Raw genomic sequence first — 23424 nt, forward strand, 5'->3', positions numbered from 1 at the left:
AAAAATTTATATATCTGTTACAACATTTATCTTTTTAATTAGATTTTAGTAAGCTTCCTCAAATAATTTAGCGACTATAATCTTTATATCTTTGTTTTCTGAAATTTGAAAATCTCTTTTATGAAGCTTAAAAATGCCCATCAAAATAACCTTAAAAATATTAATCTTGAGTTACCTGAAAATCAACTAATAGTCGTAACTGGCCTTTCTGGTTCAGGAAAATCATCCTTAGCGATGGGGGTTATAGCAAATGAAGGCTATCGATATTTTTTAGAAAGCTTAGCAGCCTATAACCAGCAAAATGCTTTAGCAATTCCAACAGCTGAGGTAGATGAAATTGATGATTTACTTCCTGTCATTAAAGTAGAGCAATCAAAACGATTTCAATCCATTAATACTACTTTTGGAACCCTTTCAGAATTAACCGCTATTTTCAGAATTTTATTTGCTCGCTATTCTGGTGAAGACATAATGAGTAAATCTCTTTTTTCATTTAATCATCCAAAAGGAGCCTGTGAAGTTTGTAGAGGAATTGGAGAAGCAGAGTTTATTGATTTAAACAAACTCATTGGAGACGAGAATAAAACCCTAAGAGAAGGAGCCATAACTACCACTTTACCTGGTGGCTATATTGTTTATTCACAGGTTACAGTTGAAGAGCTAAATAAGGTATGTGAAGCGCATGGCTTTAATGTTGACATCCCTTGGAAAGAGCTTAGCGAGGAACAAAAGGATGTGATATTGAATGGGAGTGAGCGTATAAAGGTGTATTATGGTAAGCATAGTTTAGAATCAAGGTTAAGATGGGAGGGATTCAAGGCTAAACCGAGAGAGGAGCATTATTATAAAGGAATGCTGCCCATCATGAATGATATTCTTAAACGAGATCGAAACCCGAATATTTTAAAGTTTGTCAGTTCAAAATTATGCCCAAGTTGCAAGGGCGCAAGAATAAAAGCTGAGCATCTTAAATATAAATGGAAAGACTACAATTTTCAGCAGTGGATGGAAATGCCTTTGAATCCTTTATTTGAGAAGTTAAAAGATGAATCACTTAATGAAGGAGAAAAGCTATTAGTTGATAAGATCTTAATCCAATTAAATGATCTGATCCAACTTGGAATGGAAGATTATTCTATGAGCACTCCTAGTACTGAAATTTCCTCTGGAGACGCTCAGCGGATAAAATTAATAAAACAAGTTAATAGCAATTTACAGGGCATATTATATGTATTTGATGAGCCTTCAATAGGTTTAGCAGCTCCATATCAAGAGTACTTATTATACATGCTGAAGCGTTTAATTAAGAAAGGAAATACCGTAATGGTGGTGGAGCATGACTTAAACTTTATAGAGCAGGCAGACTGGATACTAGAATTAGGTCCTAAAGCAGGACGATTTGGTGGAGATGTTATTTTTAATGGTTCTCTGAATAAGTATCTTAATTCAAAAAATATTGATAGCCCGACTTTAAATGAAATTCAAAAGTCAGTAAACAATAAACCATTAAAGCCTAATCAAAATACAAAGCAAATCTTAAATTTTCAGCCGGGCAGCTTAAATGTTATCAGTAGAAAAACTGCAGATATATCGAGCAAGTTGAAAGATTTTGCCCATAGTAAAGATTACAATATGGTTAGAGTGACAGATCAGCCGATAGGGAAAACACCGAGAAGTAATCCTGCTACTTATACCGCTTTAGCTGATAAGCTACGAGATTTATTCGCTAAAACAGAAAAAGCAAAAACGCTTAATTTGAAGAAAGGTGCTTTTTCTTTTAATAACAAAATGGGCAGATGTGAAACATGTGAGGGAGCAGGAGTAATCAGTTTATCGATGAGTGTTATAGGCAATATTAATCAGATTTGTCCTAGCTGTAATGGCAAGCGATTTAAACCAGAAGTATTACAAGTTGAGTGGCAGAATAAAAATATTGCAGATGTCTACAATTTAAGCGTTGAACAAGCACTAGACTTTTTTTCTGAAGAAAAAGCGATAGCTAAAGTGCTAGAACTTATGATTCAATTAGGGCTAGGGTATCTTAAATTGGGCCAGCCATCGAATACGCTTTCTGGTGGTGAAGCTCAGCGAATCAAACTAACTAAACATTTTGCAAAACCGACCAAAAACAGCCTTTTGCTTTTAGAAGAACCAAGTATTGGTTTGCATCAGCAAAATGTAAGGCAATTATTAGAAGCTCTGCATCAGCTTAAAAAGCAAACTGCCGGTATTATCTGTTTTGAATATCATGCTTTATTCCATGAGGAATGTGATCAATGGATTGATAATTCAATTCCATTTGAGAAAAGGGAATTAGCTGCAGTGAAGCAAGAGGATACAAAAAGCATCCATGTAAAAGGGGCAAATACCCATCACCTCAAAGATCTAAATATTGTATTCCCTAAAAATAAATTATCGGTATTAAGCGGAATTTCTGGCTCTGGTAAATCATCATTATTGATAGACACATTGCATGGATACGGTTTACAAGAAATGACCAAGCAATTTAGCTCATACCAGCAATTTAGAGTAGGTGTTAATTATCAGTTTGAGGTAGAGAATATTACCGGACTTAGCCCCACTATTTGCATAAGCCGAAAAGAGAAAAGTGAAAATCTACGTTCTGATATAGCCAAGCAAACTGGAATCGATAAATTATTACGTTTTGCATTTTCCCGAAAGGCACAATATGAAGGAGATGAATTATCTGCTAGTCATTTTTCTAATCACCATGAACTAGGAAGATGTGCTATTTGTGAGGGAGTAGGAGTGGAGTTACTACCGGATCTTGAAAAGATTATTCATAATGAAAATTTGAGCATAGCAGAAGGCTTGTTTACTCATAACAAAGCATTAGCTTATTACGGTGAACCCGATAGTAGGCATATGGCCATTTTTGAGGAGCTTGCCAATGCGAATGGATTTAGCACTAAAACCCCTTTTAAAGAGTTTAATGAAGAGCAAAGAAGATTATTATTTGAAGGCGCAGGTGATAAAGTATGGGAAACGGAATGGAGATTCAAAACGAAGACGAGAAGCGGAACTCAGCAAGTTAGCATGAGGTGGGAAGGACTATTTCATTACCTCAAGGATGAATATTATAAAACCAGAAAGAATAAGCATATTGATAACTTAAAGGCATTATTTTCTCCTGCGACTTGCAGTGAATGCTCTGGCAGTGGTTTGAAAAAAGAACGCCTTGACTATAAGTTGGAAGGAAAATCTATTCAAGATGTTAAAGAGATGAACTTTAATGAGCTGGATAACTGGCTTTCTCAATCTTTAGGAAAGAATACGATTGATTACAAATTAATTAATCGATTCAAACCCTATTTAGAGCAGACGATAGAAAGAGCAAAACAGCTGCATATAAACCATTTACAATTAAGTAGAAAATCCCCAAGCTTATCTGGTGGGGAAAACCAAAGGGTCGAGCTCATCAAACAGCTGAATAGTCCACTCAAAGGCATTACCTATTTACTAGATGAACCATCCGCAGGCTTATCAAATGATAATATTCCGGACTTGATTAAAATTTTGAAAGAACTGATCGATAAAGGAAATACAGTGATTGTTATTGAGCATAATAAGGAAATCATTCTCGCTGCGGATCAATTGGTAGAATTAGGACCTAAAGCAGGTAAATTAGGAGGTGAAATTATATTTCAGGGGACGCCTCAATCTTTCTTAAAGCAAGATTATTGTCATCCTTATTTAAAAACAGCCGGGAAGAAGCTAAGTCTTAAAACAGGGGGTCAGGCTATTCAAATTAAAAACATAAATCGATACAGCTTAAAAAAGGAAAAACTAAATGTACCAATTGGTGGAATCACAGCCATCAGTGGTAAATCCGGTATTGGGAAAACGACTTTAGTGAAGGATATTATAATACCAAGTATAAATATAGGAAAAGCAGTTCATTGTTCAGAAATAGATTTTCCAAGGAAATATAAAGCAGCTCAATATTTTGAAGCTAAAAAACTGAGAGCATATAATAATACCTTAGTAGTAGATTATCTTGATTTGTTAAGCTTGGTAATCAAGGTGTTTGCTAAGAATACTGATTTAAAGACACAGGAATTCTCTTACAAAAATAAGAAAGGGCAATGTCCAAATTGTAAGGGTAGAGGGGTAATTGAAACCAGTCTTGATATTGCAGCCAATACAATAGAAACTTGTGAGGTTTGTAAGGGGACCAGATACCAACAATATGTGTTAGATTATGAAGTCGATGGACTCAATATTGCTGAAGTATTAGACTTCAATTTGGCAGAGTTAAATTCTTGGTTTGGTCAACATAAAGTGAGTAGCAAAAAGATTTCCTTTTTAGACAAGATGTCATCCATTGGTTTAGATCACTTGACATTAAACCAGCCAGTTAAGAGTTTATCTTCAGGTGAAAAGCAAAGATTATTGCTCTTGAACTGCTTAGAAGATCAAACTGAAAATACCTTATATGTATTAGACGAACCCAGTATAGGTTTACATTTTGAAGATATCGATTTGCTTTTTGATATCCTTGAAAAGTTAAGCCGAAGAAACGATATAGTAGTAATTGATCATAACCCTTATTTATTGGAGAAAATTGGGGTTGGGGTGGTGCTGAAGTAAGGATAAGTTATTTGTATTTGACTTATGAGAATAGCCTTGTTTAATCTTTGGCTAATAGATTCATAGCTATATAGTTCAAAAGGTACGATTGAACGAAAAAGGGTTTTTTGAATCAACTTAATAAAGTAGTTTTAATGTTAATAATAAAAATTATAAATAATATGAAGTTAAAATCTACTTTCAAATTATCGCTTATAGCGCTATTTACACTTTCTATTTTTGCATGTGATGAATTTGATGATATTTTAGATATTGATGTTCCTCAAAACTTTGAGAAAACTGCAAGGGTTTTGTCTGACCAAGCAAAAGATACTACAGTTCTAGTTATTATAGATCCCTCTGCTGAGGAGATTCAAGAATATAAGGATCGAGTGAAAGAATTTACTTTAGAAAGACTTACTTTGCAAGTAAATGATAGGATAGATGCTTCTGCTCCTACCAGCATAGCGATAAGTCTTACCTTTTTTGGAGCCAATCCTGGCGCTCCATTTTTCGAAGTGGAGAATTCATTAGATTATACTTCAGAAACCGATATTGAAATTCCTGACGCCATTTTAGAAGAGATTGAAGGTTACGTTGAAAATTTTGAGCCATTTGCATTTCATGTTATAGCTAGCAGTGAGGGCCCTGTTGACTTTGATGCGGTATTCAATATTTACGGCCTCCTAACGGTATCACCAGAAAGTAATAATTAGTAAATTAAATTTATTTGCAAGAAAAAAGCCTTAAGCAATTAAATTGTTTGAGGCTTTTTTGTTACTATTTTAAATGTAGAATAGATCATGTTTAAGATGTATCCAACTCTAACAAATAGATATATTATTTATTGTTACATTTCTTTTGAATAAACACACCAATAATGTTTGGCTGTGAAAGAGAATTCCAACCTATCAAATCCATATGGTGTCTTTCAATTATCATAACTAATAGAATGAAAAGACTTATCCCCATACTTTTACTAACGCTAAGCATCGTTGCTTGCGAACCAGAAGACTCAAAAATTTCCAAAGATTGTACTTATACAGCAACAGTGGTCGATATGTCTTCAACCGATGGTTGTGGTTTTGTTTTTCAACTCGATAATGGTGATTATTTAGAGCCGGTTTGGCGATGGGGCTTTTGTGGCACACCTCCTTTACCTGAAGGAGCAGAAGAAGATCCTTTATGGGACTTTACCTATGTTGAAGGGCAGCGCGTTCGATTAGGGTATGAAGCTGCGGAAGATGTTGGCAGTATTTGTATGATAGGTAAACCCGTTTACATTACTTGCCTAGAGGTTATAGGGGAAGTGGGAGTAGAATAAATATAAAATTAGGTCATCATTCTTTCATCTGCCTTGAATGCGCCACGCATATGCAAAATCCACTGTGATTCATCTAATGGTGAAACGCCTCTGTAAGCCCTCACTTTATCCTCTGTTAAAGCAGTTTTCTCGTAACCATCGAGCTTAAATTTTAATCGACCTTTACCCGAAGTTGTAGCATTGAATTTTATGGGGTAGTTCATGGCTTCAGCTAAAGGAACTCTGCCTTTTAAGATAAAATACTCTTCATCAAAAAACGGAGATTCCAATTGAGCTTGCATCTGACTGAGATCGCTGCTTACTGCCCCCAGCAATTCCTGATGAGCTTTAATTTCAAAGGCATACATGGGTTCTAAAAGATCAGTCCCTGCATTCTCCAAGCCTCGCATGATGCCCATTGGGGTTGCTAATAAAAAGTCTCCCGGATTAGAATGAACGCTATGCTCTTCGCCCTTTATTAAAGTGATCTGGATATCCGTGACTTCATATCCATGAATTCCTTGTTTCAAAGTCCAGGGAATAGCACGCTTTACTTCATTGATATACTTTTGACTGATATCACTAGTGCGTACATGATTGGTGAACTGTGTACCACTTCCAGAAGGGCCGGGTTCTATCTTAAAGGTCATAATAGCCCAGCAAGGTTTTGGCATCCAATAGCGTACATAACCTTCTGCAGATTTTGAAGGAGTTTCTTTATATACCACTTTAGGAGGAAGAAACTCTGCTTCTATATCCCATCTTTGCTCTAAACTATCCTTCAAAACCTCTGTTTGAATAGGGCCTAATATTTTGATGTGAAACTCTTTTTCCTCTTTAAACCATTTAAAATCCAAAATAGGATCTTCCATATTTAGAATTTCTAATGCTTCCCCTAACTTTTGATAGTTTTTGTCTTCAACAGCTTTTACTTCAACAGCTAATACAGCATTACTGATCTTTGTAAATTCATCATCAAGTTCTTGATTCCCTAATATGTCACCTGATTGAATAATCTCTGAAGTAGTGATTAGACCAATTTCTCCAGTATGGAGTTCATTTACCTGGCTGAATCCTGTTGTTTCAGCTTTATAGATTTGATTTATTTTAATGTCCTGCTCCAGTTGTTGAGATAAGATGCTGTCCTTTGTTTTAAGTGTGCTTCCATAGGATTTGATATAGGCCAACCTTCCCATTTTATCATGGAGTTCCACTTTAAATACCTTAGCTGATGGCGTGGAGTAGTATTTTTGATCTGAAGGAATTAGCAACTCCATGTTTTTCAGCAATGCTTCAATGCCAATTCCTAATTTCGCACTTCCAAAGAGTGCAGGGTAAAGGTTTCCCTTCTTCAAATGTGGAATCGCTTGCTTTAAAATATCTTTTGGATCATCTAGATTCTCCTCTAAATATTGCTCCAAAAATTCTTCATCATGTTCTGCTAAATTTTCTATCGACTGATTTAAAATGGGTTTCTCTGCTAAATTGACGGATTTTTCAAATGCGGTTAAACTATATTGCCCTTCGGTTATGTTGGGTGAATTTAAAGCAAATAGGGGAGCTTGTAGTTCCTTTTGGAAATCACTAAATACTTGTTCAGGGTAAACTCCATCTCTATCAATCTTATTAAAGAAAATAATGACCGGTAGATTTCGCTCCTTTAAACTTTCCCACAAATTTAAAGTATGGGCTTGAACGCCTTCTTTGGCTGAAACTACTAAAATAACGGCATCTAAAACCGATAATGAACGATCAACCTCAGCAGCAAAATCAATATGACCAGGGGTGTCTACTAATTGAAATTGTGTGTCTTTCCAATTGAAATTTATAGAGGAGGCTTTAATAGAAATGCCTCTGCTTTTTTCTAATGCTAAGGCATCTGTGATTGCTGAGCCTTTATCAACGCTACCTGCCTGCGCTGTAGCACCTGCAGCATGTAGTAAACATTCGGTTAATGATGTTTTGCCCGCATCCACATGCGCTAAAATTCCTATGGTGAGTACATTCTTCGTAGACATCAAGCTGCAAACTTATCATTTTGATAAGAATTTAGGCTTTGTATTGAAAGAAATTTACTTGGAAGTTTTATAATCCATCTACCTCGTAAAGCTTATTCATTTGCTTACTAATTACCTTTTCTGGAGTTATTTTCATCATGGTTTTCATGATCAGCTGACCAAAAGGGTTATGAGCCATTTTCCCAAAATTCCAAGAGTTATTAACTACATATTCAACTTTCTTTCTTCTTTTTAATTCAAACTGTTTGAACGCATCTGCAGGCTTTTCAGAAGATTTTAATAGATTACTGATGTAGTAGGCATCTTCTATACCTTGGCAAGCTCCTTGTCCCATATTAGGCGTTGTAGCATGAGCTGCGTCTCCGATTAGGCAACTGTGAGTATTGTACCAATTGGGTAATCTTTTTAAATCATATAATTCTGTCTCGTGAAAAGTTTCAGAGGAGGCAATGATTTGAGAAACGATAGGGTCAAATTCTTTAAATTGATCGATAAGTGAATTCTGATCTAAATTTGATGGACAATTATTTTTATTAAGAACCGTAAAATAATAGACTTTTTCATCCGATAATTGTGAAAAACCAAAACGTTTTTTATGTCCCCAAACTTCTTTTCCTTCTGCCTGTAAATGTTCTGGAAGCTCAATAGTAGCGATCCCTCTACAACATATTTGATTCGTATTTCTGTATTGGGAAGGCAAGCCCATAGTAGCGCGAACCTTTGAGTGAATTCCATCTGCCCCCAACACAATATCAGAGCTTATTGATTCATCCTTAAATTGTATTTCAATTTTCTTGTTTACTAACTCATGATTAATATAAGATTTACCTAACTCAATATGGCTCGTTTCCTTTAATTTATCGAATAATATGGATTGTAATTTGGCACGATGAATAGCAATAGTCTGGTTTCCGTCTGAATCTGATACTACAGCCTTATTAATTTTCTTTATAGGTGTTAAATCAGGATAAGTAATTTCCATTTTATTTAATGTACATCCTGCCTGCTTTATTTCCTTTTCAAGACCTAACCATTGAAGCACTTTCATAGCATTGGGTTGTAGCCATATTCCTGCACCAATTTCATTTAGTGATTCTGCTTGCTCATATACTTTAGCAGGTATTCCTAACTTACTTAGAGCAAGGGCTGTAGTTAAACCAGTTATACCGCCTCCAATGATAGATATTTCCATTATTTCATTAATTTTAGGTCAAATATACTAGATTAGGTCAAGTATACTAATTATATGAAAACAAAGAATAAAATTTTGTTAACCGCTTTATCTTTATTTAATAAAAGAGGAGTAAAGGATGTCACGCTCAGACAGATTGCGCTAGAAATAGGAATTAGTCAAGGGAATCTTAACTATCATTATAAAACGAAAGCCGATTTGATTGCGGAATTATATTATCAGCTTGTTGATGAAATGAATGCAGAAATGGAAAAAATCGTGCAGGATCAGGCCATACTTCCTTTTCTATATAAAAGCTCGCTTATATCCATGCAAACCTTATATAATTACCGGTTTATACTTCAGGACCTATACAAAGTACTAGAGACCAATGACAAGCTTAAAAGACATTATGTTAAACTGCAGGATTTAAGAAAACAGCAATATCTGGCACTTTTTGATCAGATGATCCAACATAAACTGATAAGAGAAAAGGCTTTTGAAGGAGAATATGAAAGGCTGTATGAAAGAATGAATATTTTGGGCGATAATTGGATTAACGCTGCTTTTCTGTTTAATATACCAGAAGATGCATTAGTTTCATATTATCACCAATTACTATTTGAAGTCATTTTCCCATATTTAACGGAAGAAGGTAGAAAGCAATATTTTAAATTAATACCTTAAAAATATAATTTGTTCTCTGTAAATTTTTAATTCCTAAAATCATTACTTTCTCTTCAATGCAAAAGAAAGAGCTTTAGGATTGTGAAATTTAACATTTCTACTCATTGCTTATTGGGTTGTTAAAGAATTAAGTGTAGCAGACGCTTTATTAAGTGTAATTAGAATTGAATTTGCAGCAATTAGCACCATTAAAGCCCTATTACAACGGGCAAAGCTTGGTGGGATGAAAGCGGGACGAACATTTTAATGAGCGCTTAAGTCAGTTAGGAAGGAGTGGGGATACTAAAGGAAGGATAATTAAATAAGAAAGAACAAGTTCTAGCTTGTGCTTTTTCATTTTTTAAAGTAAGGAACTCAAACCAACTACTACCACCTAATTAAAAAAGTATCACTATTTGCCCCTTCTTTCCTCATTTCTTTTGTGGTATCTAAATCTACTGAAACTCTTGAACCCATAGGCTTAAATTTATTAGCTACCTGTGTAATTATGCCTTCATCAAACTTAGTAGGGTAAGGATTATCACATACCATTTCAGCTTCTTTATTTTTGCTATCAAATTTTGTAACCTTGTAATACCCTATTCCAGGAGTCATTTTACCTGTTTCAGGATCAAACATTATTTTACCATTTACTCTATGATTCATATGGTAAGCAACATCAATTGATCTTAAACCTTCTTCTAAATCTTTAATGGGAGGGAATTGTGCATTGTTAATTATGGCCTTTCCTATTAAAAATAGATTCATATCGCCAAGATTCTCGGCAATATCTTTAAATGCATTTAACCAGTTTTGTTGATTGAACCATTCATTTTGATCAGGATTTACTCCATTTTTTATTAGAATTCCTAATCTTGTTTCTTTGCCTTTTTCCATTGAATTAACAATGGATAAAACAGTCTGCTTGTTTACTTCAACATCTTTGTTGAATGCGATAAATTGTGCCATGTTTCTAAATTTTGAGTGGTTAAAAAATTAGTTCATAAAAATAAATTTTAGTTTTTAGTTTAGATTTTTAGTTTTTTTATGACACTCAAGTAAATGCTTATTGGGAAGGCCTATTATGACTTATGTTACATTTGATTCTAAAAAAAGTTGAATTAACATATAGAGTAAGTTCAAAAATAAGAGAGTTTAAATGTTCAATTGGTGTCTTTGTCGTATAAAAGATTCATATAATCGAAAAAGAGTTTAATTCACTATTTCATGACTAAATTCCTATTGTTTAAAAGTATGATTTTAAATTTCTACTCTCCTTCATAAAGCTTTAATCGATTTTGAAGTGCTTTTATTTGTTGATGAAGTGCTTCTTGCTTTTCCAATAAATGAAAAACCACATCAATCCCTTCAAGATTTAACTCTAACTCATGATATAATCTCATTATTTTTTCGAATTTATTGAGCTGATCATGGTGTATAAATGGTTTCTCTTCTATTAATTCAATAGTAATTAGCCCCATTTTATTTAATTCATCTACAAAACTAATTTCAATATTGTATTGAGAGCATAGCGTATAAGTGGATATTAATTCTTGCGTTTTCATCAGCTTCTTAAGTTTTGAAGTTCTTTAAACAAGGCTTTTTCTTTATCAGACAGTTGGGTAGGGATGCTGATATGATAAGTGATGATCATATCTCCAAATTGTCCTTCTTTTTTGTAAACAGGAAAGCCTTTTCCTTTCAGTTTTGCCTTGGATCCATTTTCTGTGCCGGCTTTGATTTTCAGTTTCACCTGTCCATCAAAAGTATCTACCAGAAGTTCTCCTCCCAGAATAGCAGTGTATAAATCTAGCTTCACATCCTGATATAAATTGTCACCCACCCTTTTGAATTTCGGATGTGGGGCAATATTAAATTGAATGTATAAATCACCATTAGGACCGCCATTATAGCCCTGGCCTCCTTTGCCCTTAATTTTGATTTTCTGTCCGTCTTCCACTCCGGCCGGAATAGTGAGTCTGATCTTTTGACCGTTAACTGTTAAAACTTGCTTTTGAGTGCTATAAACATCGGTTAAGTTAAGATTGAGTTCAGCATGATAATCCTGGCCTTTGAATTTTGCAGAACGCCCAGCTTGACCGAATGAAGCCCCACCGCCAAACATGGATTCAAAGAAGTCAGAGAAATCGCCTTCGTTAAAACCAGATGCACCACCCGTACTATAAGCCTGCTGTTGTTGCCTTTGTTGCTGACGTGCTTTTTCATATTCCTCACCATGCTTCCAGTTCTCACCGTATTGATCGTACTTTTTACGTTTCTCAGGATCGCTCAATACTTCATTCGCTTCATTGATGGCTTTGAATTTTTGCTCTGCTTCTTTATTGTCAGGATTGACATCCGGATGGTATTTTCGGGCCAGCTTGCGATAGGCAGCTTTAATCTCCTTTTCCGTAGCAGATTTGCTAAGCCCTAGGGTTTTATAATAATCAATAAATGCCATTTTAATAGGGTTAATGACCTATTAAATTTAACGTATTTAGGGTAGGAGAGTTAAGGGTTTTGAGTGGGAATTTAGAGATGAAAATGAGAAGTTAGATTGATGATGATGATTGAAAAACGGGGTAAGGTAAAATTAGCATTAAGGATGTGGTAATGACACATGCTACACTCGCACGCCAACGGGTGAGTTTAGGAGTTGTTGGAATGGTATAATCATTAATTAAATAACCATTCTAAGGAAACATTGTAATAAGTACTTTTTATGAAAGTGTAAAAAACTTGAAATATTATAATAGAGATAAATACAAGTTCCCACTGTCTAAATACTACAGTTTTATTTTTAATTTTAAAGATTATAAATCTTACTATAATTATTAAAGCCAATAATATACCTAATATATATATAGAATTCATATTGCTTGAAGTATCTATTTCGCTTATTTTTTTGGAAGCAAATCCTTTTGGTACTCCTTTAACTCTTCCTTTTAACTCCCATTTTTCTTGTTTTATATCAGTATAAATTATATTAAATACTGCACCATCTTTATATTCTAAAGCTTCATCATTTAAGAGGTTAAATGTTGCGCTATTTAATGAATCTTCAAGATTTATTCTTGAAGAAAATTTTATTCCTATTCGACTTTGATCTTCTTGCTCAATGCTTAGTATTTTAACTTTGCCTTTATTTTTCAGAGTGATTGGAGAGGATTCTATCAGGTCATGAGTGTCTATATACTTTCTACCGTTATTCCAAATAACTAATTTTATGCCTTTAACATTATCTATTTTCCTTTCCTTCCATAGTATTTCTAAATCTTTTGCCTGATCTGTTGAGTTAGCAATTAATATTGGAGAAGATATAGAATAATAAGGTTCTTTTGATGATATACTTTTTAAGTAAAAGATATATGAAATAATTCCTCCATAAATAAGAACTGCAATAGGGTGTAATGTAATTTTTCTAATTCTATTTAGTGTGTTTTTGTCAAAATTTATCATGAGTTTGTTTCATTAGCTTTTCTTACACCAGTTATTTCATATCTTCTAACATTACCTGTATTATCATTTGTTACCTTTGCATCTATTAATATTTTACCCGTCCATGACTCACCTGCATTGTGCATTGACCATGTTAGGTTGTTACTTTCTTTGTAGCTTAAATCTTTTGAATTATTAAAAGGAATAGTTTTTTTAAGTTCATCATCATAGAATTTCCCATAGCCTGTAATAATATTATATTTGGTTACATTTCCTTTTATGTTTTCTTTTTCACCAGAATCAACAATTGTAGATACGTGATCTAGTGTATCTTTATCAAATGTCATAATAGTACCCATTCTAGGTCGTTTAACTTCTATTTTCATTTCACTGGAGTTAAGAATTGGTCTTTGGAATTGTGCTAATGGTTTTTCCAATGCATCTGCCATTTCCGATGGGAAAAGTTCATTTTCTTTAATGATTTTCTTTGGAATTCTCTCTATTGGTTGTGGATCCTTTCCTGAGGTACCATACCAACTAAATCGTAGCATATCCCAGAATGCTGCACCAATAACACTGGAACCTATTAACTGTACTGCAGGATCATCAAAAAAGACTGATACAAGTTCAATAAAAGAACCTTTTCTTGGAGGATGTAGATAAAATTTTGTATGTGGAATTGAGCTGGTTCTACTTCTTATTTCTCCGTTTTTTAATAGTGCATTAGTTGAAATTGCTAAGGCCTTTGCAAGTCCGTGAATAGATGCTCCAGCATCGTATAAATTTAATTTGTGATTATCTGCATCACCTCCAGTATATCTAATATTTAATTTTACTTCATGCATTTTGTTAGCTTTTATTTAGATTTGGGATTAATTCATTTCAATTATGTTAATAAATCAAAACCTCAAAATACTAACGGTGGGTACTTTGAAGGTTTTGGTTGTTGATGAAATGTAAATATAGAAGAACCGTTCTAAAATTCAGCATAATAATAGTACTATTCATCGAAAATATTTAATTATGAATTAAGAATGAGGAATTAAAAATTGGGAAATTGGTGTGGAGGTGTTGTTTGATTTTGCAAGGGGTGGGAGCTTAGCAATAGTTAAAACTTGTGTCTCAAAGATATTCGTTCTTTTCAGAATCCTGACGACTGTCCCAAAAATTTAAAATCACTAATTCCTTTGCACAGATCTCATAAATAATTTGAAAATTTTTCATGAATGTTTTCGAGTGAACATTTTTGTCAGGGTAATTCGTTTTTTTACCAATATTAGGATTGAAGACTATAAGCTTCAGTATGCTTTTGAGATGTTTGCGAATTTTTCTGCTGTAAGTCTTAGATTTATTTCTTTTGTTCCAATATTGAATAATGTCCTCTAATTGTTTTTTGGAAGTGTTTGCCCAAATTATTCTTCTAGCCATTGATCTAACTCATCATCAATTTGTTCTTGTGTGAAATACTTGCCTTCTCCCACTTCTTTTTGTGCTTTCTTGATAGATTCAATTTGCATGTCGCTCAATTGAATAATGTCATTTCGATCTTTATCACTTAAAATTTGATATATCTCTTCCAATAATTCCTTGTCTTTGGAATTTCTGATTTCCTCAATAAGCTTTTCTTTTAAATTTGCCATAAGTATAAATTTAATGAATATTCTTAACTAGAAAAATAGCGTTCTAGTTCTTCTATTATTATTTAAGTCTTTTTAGCGTTCTCCTAATTATAATTATTTCTAATCCTTAAACTCTGGACTTCTCTTTTCTCTACTCGCTTTAAAAGCTTCACTTAAATCATCCGATAGGAGCATAGCAGCATTCCAGGCGGCCATATAATTCAAAGAATCCTCAACAGAATGATCTCGGCTGTATTTTAATACTTCTTTGGTGCCTCTAATCGATAAGGGTGATTTGGAAGCAATAGTGCAGGCTAGTTTGGTTACGCTTTCTAAAAGTTCATCTTTTGAGAAATAGGTTTGGTTGACCAAGCCAATTGCTTTGGCTTCTTTGCCATGCACTTTTCGTCCTGTATAGGCCATTTCGCAAACCATTCCTGGTGATATTAATTTGGGTAATCGCTGTAAAGTGCCTAAATCGGCTACCATGCCTAAATCAATTTCTTTAATGGTGAAATAGGCATCCTCTGTACAATAGCGCATATCACATGCGGCTACAATATCCACGCCTCCGCCTATGCAACCGCCATGTACGGCTGCCAGTACGGGTTTCTTGCATTTTTCTATGGCATTTACGGCTTCTTGAAGGGTCAACACTAAGCTTCTTATTGCTTCGCTTCTTCTTCCTGCACACTCTATTTTCTGATATTCACCCACTGACATCAAGAGTTCTAAATCGATGCCCGCGCAAAAGTTTTTGCCTTCTCCTACTAATACTATGGCGCGAACTTCTGACTGTTCGGATAGGCTATTGAATATCTCCTTCATTTCTGTCCAAGCCGGCATATGCAGAGCATTTGATTTTTCTGCTCGGTTAAAGGCTACTGTAGCTACTTTATTTTTAATCTCTACCTTGAAATATTGATAGTCCATAGTGTTTTGCTTTTAGGTATTGGTTTAAAATTAGGGAATTGTTGCTGATTTTCTTTTTGCTTGTACAAAAAGAAACAAAAATACAAGAAAGTTTAAAGCTACTACCCGCTATGCCAGCGCTGGCCCGCTAAACTTTCGTCCCGCCCGCTTTTCCGAATGCTTCGGAAGTGGGGGAGTTAGCTAGGATATTTCTTTTTTTGTAACTGATAATTCAAAGCTTCATTGCGAATGAAGTGAAGCAATCTGTTTTATTTAATACAAATTTTAGTTAAAGGTGTCATTCCTGACTTTATTAGGAATCTTTTGGTTTTGCTTATTGAAAATGATCTATCTCATACTTTTTCCAATGATGAAAAAGTATGCAAAAAATCTAAGCAAAATGATGCTCCCACATCGCATGTCATCGTCTGCCCGCCATTTTGCTATTCTCGCCCGCTTTTCCGCTTAGGCGGAAGTGGGGGATTTAGCTAAGATATTTCTTTTTTTGTAACTGATAACTCAAAGCGTCATTGCGGACGCAGTGAGCCAATCTGTTTTATTCGGTGCAAATGTTCGTTAAGGGCGTCATTCCTGACTTGATCAGGAATCTCTTAGTTTTGCTTATTGAAAATGATCTATTTCATACCTTTTCCAATGATGAAAAAGTATGCAAAAAATCTAAGCAAAATGATGCTCCCACATCGCATGCCATCGTCTGCCCGCCATTTTGCTATTCCCACCCGCTTTTCCGAATGCTTCGGAAGTGGTGAAGTTACCTAGGATATTTCTTTTTTTGTAACTGATAACTCGAAGTGTCATTGCGAATGAAGTGAAGCAATCTGTTTTATTTAGTGCAAATTTTAGTTAAGGGCGTCATTCCTGACTTGATCAGGAATCTTTTGGTTGCGCTTGCTATACTTAAAGTTTATCGTACTTTTCTGTCAGGAAAAAGAGAATATATAATGCTCTTTCTTTTCTTTTTGTTTGTACAAAAAGAAACAAAAATACAAGAAAGTTTAAAGCTACTACCCGCTAATCCAGCGCTGGCCCGCTAAACTTTCGTCCCGCCCGCTTTTCCGAATTCTTCGGAAGTGGGGGAGTTAGCTATGTTATATTATAAAATACGGTTATGCTATTATTTTGCCTTAAATTGCAATTCATTTCAAAATTAAGAAATCATGCCAGACGGTAGAAATAGAAAAGATATTCAAATAGGAGCGGAGGTAGCCATAGTGATGAAAGAAGATCAGCGTACCGGTGATCTAACTGATGGCTTCGTGGAGAAAATCCTTACTAAATCCTCCTTTCACCCTCATGGGATTAAAGTCCGCCTAGAGACGGGAGAGGTTGGGAGAGTGAAGGAGATTTTAGAATAATGATTTATTTTTTAGGTTTAAATTTGATCAAAATGTAAGAATTATAAAAATGTTATTAGCTAATAAGATTATATGTTTTTAAAATACTAATTCTTATCTCCAATTAATATTTGATTTATCTTTATACCGACACCTACCACAAATTGAGGTTTCAGCTGCGTTTCTTGATTTGTTAGATTAATAGGAAATGTATAACCTATATAAGCATATCCACCTAAATCAATTAAGCCCCCTATCGAAAAATCCTGCAAAAGATATGTACTGCCTTGATCTTCATTTTCTTGTACAGAGGTTAGGGTGTAGTTTAGTATACCTGATATCCCAAAATAAAAATCTTGTGAAATATTATATTTTCCGCCTAATCCTAGTCCTATTGGCATAGCAGTAAACATTACACCGTTATCACTTCTTTGAAAGCTCGTTGAGTACATATTTGTTGGAAACCAAATTCCAAGTTTATTATTTAGAAAATTATATCCTTGCCAACCATTTATATATTTAAACCATTTAGTAAAACTAAGTCCAGTATGGGTATTTACCTCAACCTTAATTTTTGAGCCATTTTTTGGTTCATCCCCTAAATACTCTTTTAATGATATTTTAATATAATTTTGACTATAATCTATATCAGTAATTGTTTTACTAAATACTTTTACTGACGAGATGTTAGCTTGATTTAGTTTAATTAATTCATTATTATCGTAGAATTTAATAATTAAATTATGACTTGAAACTGCGCTGTGATCAAATTCGAATGATAGTAAATCAAGTTTATTTTTGTCACTTTGTAAAACAGTGAAATATGTTGAATCTTCTTTATTTAAAGGTTGATTTAATACAATTTTTTGAAGGACAAAGTCACGTTTTACTAAAACTATTTCACAAGTTACTTGACCAAAACTAGATGAGACATTAATAATGAAATAATACAAGATTATGTAGATAAATTTTTTCATTTCTTTTGATTTTGGTTAAAAATTACCATCCAAAAACCACCAAAATGAATATGAGGAATTCGACTTTGGGGTTTTGGTTGTTGATTAATTACAATTGTAATATTGAAAGAAATGGTATGAATTCAAAAGGAAGAGTGAAATAAAAACTAAAAATACCTATAAATAGGTATGCATCAGCTTTACTTTTGGCAGTAAAGTGATGCATTTTAAATTGAAGTGATGAAAATTATTTGTCGCGTACGTAGGCTTTAATGATCAAATCCTGAGTGGGAGCAGTAGGATCGTTCGTAAATAGTGTAATCCTTTTGATTTGGGTTCCTCTTCTGCCTGTAGAATTGAATAATACTTTTATCTCGCCTAACTCTCCTGCTGCATAATCCATTTTGCTCAATTCTGATATGGTACAACCACAGGTCGTTTTGGTTTTTCGAATATTTAAAGAGTCTTTGCCGGTATTGGTAAATTGAAACACATGAGTCATTTGATCCCCTTCATCGATATGCCCGAAATCATATTCCATGGTTTCAAATGCAATATGCGGGGCTTGTGACAGTTGTTCCTCAGTCATAGGAGGAAAGTATTCATTAATCGTAGCCACCACATTAAGGGCTTTATTGCTATTTTCCAGTTCATCAGTAAAAATGGTTAACGGATCATTTACAAAACCCAATTCATTTCTCATCTTAGGCATATAAGTCACCTCAATTTCCTTGGCTTCCTTTGGTGGAATCATAACAGGAGTTTTGCTTACCGATATAAAGTCAGCTGACACAAAGCGATCTAATATGTTGATGGTGTCTTCAGATTGATTATAGAATTCGACTGTTTTTGAGATGGGTTTCTCAGTAGTGATATTACCAAAATTGATGAATTTACTTTTCATTCGAATTCCACCTATTTCAGTTGCATATTCATCTTCAATGCTCTTTAGCTTAGGCTTTACATATCCCGATATTCTCAAAATCTTAGTAGAAGGCTGACCTGTAGTTCTAATGGTTACCGTTTTGTTAAATTTACCTGGTCTGTTTAATGGATTATAGGCAACTTCAATCTTACCGCTATCGCCTGGCATCAAAACATCCTTTTCCCAATAAGGGGTTGTACATCCGCAAGAGGCTCTAACGGAAGTAAGACGTATAGAATCCGGACTAGAATTTACAAATTTAAAGGTGTATTTAGCCATTCCACTCGCTTCTTCAATAGTACCAAAATCGTGGGCTTCATCTACGAATGTGATTTTACCTTTATTATTTTGTGCGAAGACCGCAATGTGGATAAAAAATAGAAAAACTATCGCAAGGGTACTTTTAAACAAATGGATATTCTTCATAAATTCGTTTTTTGGTTAAGCCAAGATATATAATTCTTTCTTCATTTGAGGAATCATTTTTTATGGATTTTATATGAAGTGAGAAAAATTAAATTTAAAATTTAATAAGTTATTTAAAATGCCTTTCAAAAACATAAGTCTATTAATTTTAAGGTTAGCAGGAGGATTGATGATGCTGACCCACGGTTATCCTAAATTCATGAAGTTATTAAATGGTGATTTTAGCTTTGCTGATCCTATTGGCTTAGGAGAAGAAGTTAGCTTAATTGCTACGGTTTTTGCTGAATTTGTATGTGCAATATTAGTAGCTTTGGGACTTTATACTCGTTTGGCAAGTGTACCTGTTTTATTCACCATGTTAGTGGCCGCTTTAATCGTTCATGGTGGTGATCCCTTTGCCAAGCAAGAATTAGGCTTAATGTATGCTTCAATATTTGCAGTAACGGCTTTAAATGGTGGGGGCGATTTCAGTTTAGATAAAATAATTAGAAAGAAAAATAAATAAAATGTCAAGAATATTAACCGGTATTCAGAGTTCAGGAAAACCACATTTGGGTAATTTATTAGGCGCAATCATTCCTGCCATAAAATTATCACAAGATCCAAAAAACGAAAGTTTCTTTTTCATAGCAGACCTTCATTCTTTAACGACTATAAAAGATGCTGAAGTCAGAAAGGACAATGTTAATGCAGTTGCCGCTGCTTGGTTAGCTTTTGGCTTTGATACGGACAAAAATTTATTTTACAGACAGTCGATGGTACCGCAGGTAACGGAGCTCAATTGGTATATGAGCTGTTATACGCCATTTCCAATGTTGGCTAATGCCCATTCTTTCAAAGATAAATCCGATCGTTTGTCGGATGTAAACGCGGGGCTATTCACCTATCCGGTTTTAATGGCATGCGATATCATTTTATACGATGCGGATATAGTTCCGGTAGGGAAGGACCAAAAGCAGCATCTTGAAATGACCCGTGATATTGCCAGTGGATTTAATCACCGATATGGAGATGTATTTGTATTGCCAGAGGCTAGAATCGATGAGCAAATCATGACCATTCCAGGAACGGATGGACAAAAAATGAGTAAATCATACGGAAATACGATTGATATTTTCCAGACTGATAAGAAGCTTAGAAAGAATGTAATGAAGATTGTTACAGACTCTACGCCAATGGAGGAGCCTAAAAATCCGGATACATGCAATGTTTTTAACATTTATAGGTTATTAGCTTCAGACGATCAAACTGCAGAAATGCGTCAAAATTATGAAGGTGGAAATTATGGTTATGGACATGCCAAGCAAGCCTTATATGAATTGATCGTAGAGAAATATTCAAAAGAAAGAGAGCTTTATAACCACTATATGGATAACCTTGATGAGCTGCACAAAAAGCTTGAAAAAGGAGAAGCCAAAGCAGCAGAAATTGCAGATAAAACATTAGCTAGAGTTAGGAAAGTCTTAGGATTTTAAAGAAGAATCTAGATTCTATAGTCTAGATACAAGAAAAAAAATTTAAGAAAATAAGGTGATAAAGTCAGTACCAAAGGTCAGACTTTATACTGCCAAAATAAGGTGATAAGGTCAGTACCAAAGGTCAGACCTTATACTGCCAATATAAGGGATAAAGTCAGTACCAAGGGTCAGACTTTATACTGCAAATAAAATTATAATTAAAAGTCTAGAATATACTTCTAATATCTATAATCTATTAATTAATATAAAGTCTAGAATCTAGTATCTAGCTTCTAGTGTCTTAAAATAAAAATATGGATCATATCATTAAAATAGCGGGAGAATTAAATGTTCGTCCGCAGCAAGTTAAAGCGGTAGTTGAATTATTAGATGGAGGGGCTACTGTTCCATTCATTTCTCGTTATCGTAAAGAAGCAACGGGTAGTTTAGATGAGGTGGCTGTTGCCGATGTGCGTGATAGAGTACAACAATTACGTGATTTAGATAAGCGAAGAGAAGCTATCTTGAAATCCATTAAGGAACAAGAGAAATTAACTCCTGAATTAGAGAAGGAAATTAATGCCGCTGAAACGATGGCTAAGCTGGAAGATATTTACCTTCCTTATAAGCCTAAGAGAAGAACTAAAGCCACTATTGCAAGAGAGAAAGGGCTTGAGCCTTTAGCAAAGTTGATCTTCGAGCAAGGAAATATTGATGTGGAAGGAGAAGCCGCGAAATTTATAGATGAGGAAAAAGAGGTTGAAAATGCTGAGGCAGCTTTACATGGAGCAAGAGATATCATTGCAGAATGGGCAAATGAAAATGCCGAATTACGTGAAGATATTCGTGAGTTATTCCTTGAAAAAGGAATGTTCCGTTCTAAGGTGCTAAGTGGTAAGGAAACCGAAGGCCAGAAATACAAAGATTATTTCGAGTGGGAAGAGAATGTGAAAACTGCGCCATCTCATAGAATACTGGCCATGAGAAGAGGAGAGAAGGAAATGATTCTGATGCTGGATATTAGTCCTGAAGAAGCAGATGCTTTATTCATTATGGAAAAGCATTTCGTGAAAGCTGATAATGAGGCTGGAGAGCAAGTAAGAATGGCTATCGCGGATGCTTATAAGCGATTACTAAAGCCAAGTATGGAAACTGAAATCCGAATCTATACTAAAAAGAAAGCAGATGAAGAGGCCATAAAAGTATTTTCAGACAATCTTAGACAGTTGCTTTTAGCTGCTCCTATGGGACAGAAAAATGTAATGGCGGTCGATCCTGGTTTCAGAACAGGATGTAAATTAGTTTGCCTTGATCGGCAGGGTCAATTATTATTCAATGAGGCTATTTTCCCGCATGAACCGCAAAGACAAACCGCTAAGGCAGCTGCTTTAATTTTACAATTAGTAGACAAATATAATATTGAAGCCATAGCTATCGGAAATGGTACTGCTGGAAGAGAAACAGAGAAGTTTATCAATTCGATTGGCTTACCAAGTTCAGTAACGGTTGTGATGGTGAATGAAAGTGGTGCTTCTGTTTATTCTGCATCTGAAGTAGCTAGAGAGGAGTTTAAAGAGTATGATCTTACGGTAAGAGGAGCTGTGTCTATAGGTAGAAGATTAATGGATCCGCTTGCTGAATTAGTGAAGATTGATGCGAAATCAATAGGAGTAGGGCAGTATCAGCATGATGTGGATCAAAATTTATTAAAAGCAGGCCTTGATGATACAGTAGTGAGTTGTGTGAATAATGTAGGAGTGGAATTAAATACGGCTAGTAAGCAATTATTGACTTATGTGTCAGGTTTAGGTCCGTCAATCGCTGAAAACATAGTGAAGTACAGAAATGAAAATGGTGCTTTCAAAAGCAAAGAGGATTTGAAAAAGGTGCCTCGTTTAGGAGATAAAGCTTTTGAGCAAGCGGCTGGTTTCTTACGTATTAGTAATGCTGAAAATCCATTAGATAGTAGTGCAGTTCACCCAGAGCGCTATGATTTAGTTAATAAAATGGCTAAGGATGTGCATGCATCCATAACAGACCTAATGAGCAGTAATGAATTGCGTGAGAAGTTAGACATGAAGCAATATGTTACGGAATCTGTTGGTTTGCCAACCTTACAGGATATCATGCAGGAGTTGGCTAAGCCGGGTCGTGACCCTAGAGAGCAATTTGAAGCCTTCTCTTTTACAGAGGGTGTAAATGAGATGAGTGATTTACAAGTGGGGATGAAGCTTCCAGGAATCGTTACTAATATTACCAATTTCGGTGCTTTTGTGGATGTAGGAGTTCATCAAGATGGATTAGTTCATGTAAGTCATTTGGCTGATAAATTTGTGAGCAATCCAGCTGAGATCGTGAATGTAGCTCAGAAGGTAGAAGTTACTGTTTTAGAAGTAGATGCAAGTCGAAAAAGGATTTCATTATCTATGAAAAAAGACCCTTTTAAGAAACAAGCAGATGAAAAGCCTAAAGGTAAATTTAAACGCAAAAATGAAGAGCAATCGGCTGACGGTGATCTTCAAGCCAAATTAGCTGCTTTAAAAGGGAAGTTTAGTTAATTAACCAATAATCCTTACTAACATTTTAAG

At 34.7% G+C, this 23424-nt stretch carries 21 protein-coding genes; 8 read left to right on the forward strand and 13 right to left on the reverse strand.

Features of this window, described 5'->3' with window-relative positions; genetic code table 11:
• The first annotated feature begins 120 nt into the window (after positions 1–120).
• From QYS48_RS14160 to QYS48_RS14170, 3 genes are all read left to right on the forward strand, one after another.
• On the forward strand, positions 121–4611 hold the full coding sequence (locus QYS48_RS14160) for an AAA family ATPase (protein WP_308356485.1): 4491 nt from the start codon (positions 121–123) through the stop codon (positions 4609–4611).
• Positions 4612–4772: 161 nt separating this feature from the next.
• Positions 4773–5306: a hypothetical protein gene (locus QYS48_RS14165; RefSeq protein WP_308356486.1), complete on the forward strand. Its 534-nt coding sequence runs from the start codon at positions 4773–4775 to the stop codon at positions 5304–5306.
• 236 nt (positions 5307–5542) lie between these two features.
• Entirely contained in the window at positions 5543–5914 is a 372-nt protein-coding gene (locus tag QYS48_RS14170; RefSeq protein WP_302124622.1) for a hypothetical protein, read from the forward strand.
• 8 nt (positions 5915–5922) lie between these two features.
• Here QYS48_RS14170 and QYS48_RS14175 read toward each other — a convergent pair whose 3' ends face one another.
• A complete protein-coding gene (locus QYS48_RS14175) occupies positions 5923–7911 on the reverse strand; it encodes a TetM/TetW/TetO/TetS family tetracycline resistance ribosomal protection protein (protein WP_308356488.1) in 1989 nt (662 codons plus the stop codon).
• 67 nt (positions 7912–7978) lie between these two features.
• Entirely contained in the window at positions 7979–9103 is a 1125-nt protein-coding gene (locus tag QYS48_RS14180; RefSeq protein ID WP_308356489.1) for an FAD-dependent monooxygenase, read from the reverse strand.
• Positions 9104–9157: 54 nt separating this feature from the next.
• Between QYS48_RS14180 and QYS48_RS14185 the strand changes: the two genes are divergently transcribed.
• Positions 9158–9769 (forward strand): TetR/AcrR family transcriptional regulator, encoded by a 612-nt coding sequence (locus tag QYS48_RS14185; protein WP_308356490.1) that lies wholly within the window; start codon positions 9158–9160, stop codon positions 9767–9769.
• A gap of 366 nt (positions 9770–10135) precedes the next feature.
• On the opposite strand, the gene QYS48_RS14190 is transcribed toward QYS48_RS14185, so the two are convergent.
• The 9 genes from QYS48_RS14190 to QYS48_RS14230 all read right to left on the reverse strand — a co-directional run bounded on the left by QYS48_RS14190 (position 10136) and on the right by QYS48_RS14230 (position 16536).
• Positions 10136–10717 carry a hypothetical protein gene (locus QYS48_RS14190; protein WP_302124632.1) on the reverse strand — a complete coding sequence of 194 codons (582 nt, stop codon included), beginning with the start codon at positions 10715–10717 and terminating at the stop codon, positions 10136–10138.
• A 299-nt stretch (positions 10718–11016) separates the two neighbouring features.
• Positions 11017–11313, reverse strand: coding sequence for a chaperone modulator CbpM (locus QYS48_RS14195; RefSeq protein WP_308356491.1), 297 nt, complete (start codon positions 11311–11313; stop codon positions 11017–11019).
• Entirely contained in the window at positions 11313–12209 is an 897-nt protein-coding gene (locus tag QYS48_RS14200; protein WP_308356492.1) for a J domain-containing protein, read from the reverse strand. The genes QYS48_RS14195 and QYS48_RS14200 overlap by 1 nt, the downstream gene beginning before the upstream one ends.
• 215 nt (positions 12210–12424) lie before the next feature.
• Entirely contained in the window at positions 12425–13207 is a 783-nt protein-coding gene (locus QYS48_RS14205) for a hypothetical protein (RefSeq protein WP_308356493.1), read from the reverse strand.
• Complete coding sequence (locus QYS48_RS14210; RefSeq protein ID WP_308356494.1) at positions 13204–14031, reverse strand: hypothetical protein; 828 nt, start codon at positions 14029–14031, stop codon at positions 13204–13206. The genes QYS48_RS14205 and QYS48_RS14210 overlap by 4 nt, the downstream gene beginning before the upstream one ends.
• A 277-nt stretch (positions 14032–14308) precedes the next feature.
• The gene (locus QYS48_RS14215; protein WP_308356495.1) at positions 14309–14614 is read right to left on the reverse strand and encodes a type II toxin-antitoxin system RelE/ParE family toxin; all 306 of its coding nucleotides are present in this window, start codon (positions 14612–14614) and stop codon (positions 14309–14311) included.
• Positions 14599–14826: a hypothetical protein gene (locus tag QYS48_RS14220; protein WP_308356496.1), complete on the reverse strand. Its 228-nt coding sequence runs from the start codon at positions 14824–14826 to the stop codon at positions 14599–14601. The genes QYS48_RS14215 and QYS48_RS14220 overlap by 16 nt, the downstream gene beginning before the upstream one ends.
• Positions 14827–14925: 99 nt before the next feature.
• Complete coding sequence (locus tag QYS48_RS14225; protein ID WP_308356497.1) at positions 14926–15738, reverse strand: crotonase/enoyl-CoA hydratase family protein; 813 nt, start codon at positions 15736–15738, stop codon at positions 14926–14928.
• A gap of 657 nt (positions 15739–16395) precedes the next feature.
• Positions 16396–16536: a hypothetical protein gene (locus tag QYS48_RS14230; protein WP_308356498.1), complete on the reverse strand. Its 141-nt coding sequence runs from the start codon at positions 16534–16536 to the stop codon at positions 16396–16398.
• Positions 16537–16895: 359 nt separating this feature from the next.
• Here QYS48_RS14230 and QYS48_RS14235 point away from each other — a divergent pair, with 359 nt between their 5' ends.
• Positions 16896–17093 (forward strand): YwbE family protein, encoded by a 198-nt coding sequence (locus QYS48_RS14235; protein WP_308356500.1) that lies wholly within the window; start codon positions 16896–16898, stop codon positions 17091–17093.
• An 86-nt stretch (positions 17094–17179) separates the two neighbouring features.
• Here QYS48_RS14235 and QYS48_RS14240 read toward each other — a convergent pair whose 3' ends face one another.
• A complete protein-coding gene (locus QYS48_RS14240) occupies positions 17180–18049 on the reverse strand; it encodes a hypothetical protein (RefSeq protein WP_308356501.1) in 870 nt (289 codons plus the stop codon).
• Positions 18050–18275: 226 nt separating this feature from the next.
• Positions 18276–19379: a DUF1573 domain-containing protein gene (locus tag QYS48_RS14245; RefSeq protein WP_308356502.1), complete on the reverse strand. Its 1104-nt coding sequence runs from the start codon at positions 19377–19379 to the stop codon at positions 18276–18278.
• Positions 19380–19497: 118 nt separating this feature from the next.
• Here QYS48_RS14245 and QYS48_RS14250 point away from each other — a divergent pair, with 118 nt between their 5' ends.
• The 3 genes from QYS48_RS14250 to QYS48_RS14260 all read left to right on the forward strand — a co-directional run bounded on the left by QYS48_RS14250 (position 19498) and on the right by QYS48_RS14260 (position 23394).
• Positions 19498–19884, forward strand: coding sequence for a DoxX family protein (locus tag QYS48_RS14250; protein ID WP_308356503.1), 387 nt, complete (start codon positions 19498–19500; stop codon positions 19882–19884).
• A gap of 1 nt (position 19885) precedes the next feature.
• Positions 19886–20854: a tryptophan--tRNA ligase gene (gene trpS / locus QYS48_RS14255; protein ID WP_308356504.1), complete on the forward strand. Its 969-nt coding sequence runs from the start codon at positions 19886–19888 to the stop codon at positions 20852–20854.
• Positions 20855–21150: 296 nt separating this feature from the next.
• Positions 21151–23394: a Tex family protein gene (locus QYS48_RS14260; RefSeq protein WP_308356505.1), complete on the forward strand. Its 2244-nt coding sequence runs from the start codon at positions 21151–21153 to the stop codon at positions 23392–23394.
• Positions 23395–23424: the final 30 nt, after the last annotated feature.

Origin of the sequence: Marivirga arenosa (genome assembly GCF_030503895.2) — a bacterium.
In the GTDB taxonomy this organism is placed as follows: Bacteria; Bacteroidota; Bacteroidia; order Cytophagales; family Cyclobacteriaceae; genus Marivirga; species Marivirga arenosa.